This is a genomic window from Burkholderia sp. WAC0059, assembly GCF_002870125.1.
In the GTDB taxonomy this organism is placed as follows: Bacteria; Pseudomonadota; Gammaproteobacteria; order Burkholderiales; family Burkholderiaceae; genus Paraburkholderia.
Map to the genome: position 1 here is coordinate 1 of NZ_PNEO01000053.1, position 2,567 is coordinate 2,567.

A 2,567-nucleotide genomic window follows, 5' to 3' on the forward strand; every position below is an offset into this window, starting at 1 on the left:
GCATACGGGCGGTAAAGCACGGTGACCTTCTCGAACTGGTCGGCCATCGGATCGAAATAGACGCCGTGGCTGTCCGGCAGCCAGGCACTGCACAGCATGTCGGCGGTACCGTTGCGCAATTGCTCAAACGCTTTTTCGTGCGGTGCGGTGGTTTCGACAACCGGTACGCCGTGGCTGGCGAGAATCGAGCGCACCACGCCCGATGCTGCGTGATGAAAGGACAGGTCAATCGTGACGAGACGGACTTCGGCTTGTGTACTCATTTTGATGTACCTCGAGAGCGGCGCCCGGCCCGCAGGCCGGGACGTCCGGTGAACAGACGCGCGCGATGCCGGTTTCTCCGACGACAGCGCGCGTGGGATCTCTGCTTACCGCAGGCCCGCCGGCAGGTTGACCCGGTAGAGCGCGACCGGGAAATGCACGGTGGAGCGGCCGTGGTTGAACGCGGGCGCACCGTCGATCTGCGGAACTGGCAGATAGATGTGCCCGTGACCGTCGACGAATGGCGCATCGACCCAGCGCAGGCGCTTGTCGCGCGCGAGCATCGAAATCGTGCCGTCCGGCGCGCGCCGCATCAGCGAGTTGTCGGCGAGCGGCGTGTAGTACAGGCTGCCGTCCGCGCCCATCGCGGTGCCGCCGACGGGCGGGTTGTCGAACCAGGTGCTCACGTGTTGCGCGAGCGCGTCGTCGCTGAGCGTGTCGTCGTCGAGGTAGCGCGTTTCGATTTGCGAAAGCGGGCCCGAGAGAGGACCGAAGTAGAAGGTCCGGCCATCCGGGCTCAGTTCGAGCGGGTCGGCGTTCACTTTCAGCGGTTGGCCATCGCCGGCAGTCAGCACCTTGCCGTTGATGACAATCGTGTCCTGCGCGCGTGCGCGGGCGAACGACATGCCGTCGAAGCGCCGCCGCACGCTGCCGTCATCGAGATTGAGTACGAGAATTGCACCTTCGCCGGCGTCGGTCAGATACGCGTGATTCCCGTTGATGCGGATGTCGTCGACGTACGTATGCGCGCGGATCGCTTCGTTCGGAAACGTGTAGACGCGGATCACCGTGTCAGTGCGCGGGTCGACATGAACCACCTTCGCGCCGCCCGCGACGGGTGTGCCGCCGAACTCGGGAGAGCCGGTGTCGACGATCCACAGGTCGCCGTGTGTGTCCTCGTGAATCGCGTTGACGCTGACGAACGCGCGCGCCGCGTCGTTGCCCGGCTTCCAGCTGTTCCAGGCGGCATCCGGATAGGGCTTCAGCGTGCCGTTCTTTTCAGCGATGGCGACTGCGGGTCCGGTATTGCCGGTCCAGCGCGGCGAGCCGACGATGAAGCGGCCGCGCGCATCGACGGCAACGGCGTTCCACGGCATCTGAGTGTTCTCACGCACGGTGACAAGTTTTGCCGGCGGCGCAGATGCAGGCGCCGCATTGGCGAGTGAAACAGCACTGCCCATCAAGGCAGCGACAAGCAGGGCTAAACGACGTTGGGTGAAGGTACGCAGCACGTTTTTCTCCGGCGGTGAATGAACGGTTGCGTCGGATTATGGGTAGCCGGCCGGGGCGGAAACAGGGGCAAGCAGCGCAATCAGCTTCGTGATAATTTTGAAAATCGCTCATACATCGGCCTGCGGGAGTCACACTTCAATGATCAGACTGGAAGACCTGCGGATCTTTATTTCCGCAGCGGACAACGGCAGCCTGTCGGCTGCGGCGCGCCAGCTGGACCTGACGCCGGCGGTTGCGAGCGTCGGCCTGAAGCGGCTGGAGGCGGAACTCGGCACGCGGCTGCTCGCGCGCTCGACGCGCAGCCTGCGGCTCACGCCGGACGGTGAACGCTATCTGCAGTACGCGCGCAACGTGATGGAGCAGGTGGATGCCGGACACAACGCGGTCGCCCACGGTCGCCGGATGATCGGCGGCGCGGTTTCATTGTCGGTGCCGTCCGATCTGGGGCGTCACGCGCTGCTCGAATGGCTCGACGAGTTTCAGGTGCAATATCCGGACGTATCGCTGCAGGTCCGCATCGGCGATCACGTGACCGACATGTTCCGCGCACCCATCGGCCTTGCGATCCGCTACGGCGTGCCCGAAGATTCGACGCTGGTCGCGTTGCCGCTCGCACCGGACAACCGGCGTGTGCTGTGCGGGTCGCCTGCGTATTTCGCGCGCCACGGCCGCCCGGAGATGCCGGCCGACCTGCGCAAGCACAACTGTCTGCGTTTCGCGCTGAGCGACACACTGCATGATCGCTGGACTTTCTTCCGCGGCGGCAAGCCCGATGTGGTGAGCGTGCGCGGCAACCGCAGCAGCGACGATGGGGAACTGGTCCGGCGCTGGGCCGTGGCGGGGTTCGGGATCGCATACAAGTCGAGGCTGGACGTGCTGGGCGACCTGCGCGCTGGCCGCCTCGAAGCGGCACTGACGGAATTCGACGGAGAAGGCGCGCCGCTGCATCTCGTCTGCGCGCATCGGACGATGCTCTCGCCGACGGTCAACGCACTGCGCGATTTCCTGCTGCAGCGGATCGGCGCCTATCTGGCGTAAGCCAGCTTCAATAGAATTTTGAAACTGATATTGCG

Annotated in this window: 3 protein-coding genes; 1 reads left to right on the plus strand and 2 read right to left on the minus strand. The window is 64.8% G+C overall.

The genetic code is table 11. The features are described from left to right. The coding region (locus tag CY652_RS23640) for a glycine betaine ABC transporter substrate-binding protein (protein WP_308410416.1) at positions 1-263 on the minus strand (263 nt) is incomplete at its 3' end. Positions 264-368: 105 nt separating this feature from the next. After that, positions 369-1,376: a major royal jelly family protein gene (locus tag CY652_RS23645; protein WP_258002440.1), complete on the minus strand. Its 1,008-nt coding sequence runs from the start codon at positions 1,374-1,376 to the stop codon at positions 369-371. A gap of 256 nt (positions 1,377-1,632) precedes the next feature. Here CY652_RS23645 and CY652_RS23650 point away from each other — a divergent pair, with 256 nt between their 5' ends. After that, entirely contained in the window at positions 1,633-2,532 is a 900-nt protein-coding gene (locus CY652_RS23650; protein WP_102133123.1) for a LysR family transcriptional regulator, read from the plus strand. The last annotated feature ends 35 nt before the right edge of the window (positions 2,533-2,567 follow it).

Bases quoted from the DNA above. Each gene is read 5' to 3' on its own strand.
- CY652_RS23650 (WP_102133123.1), top strand. From the start codon at position 1,633: ATGATCAGACTGGAAGACCTGCGGATCTTTATTTCCGCAGCGGACAAC.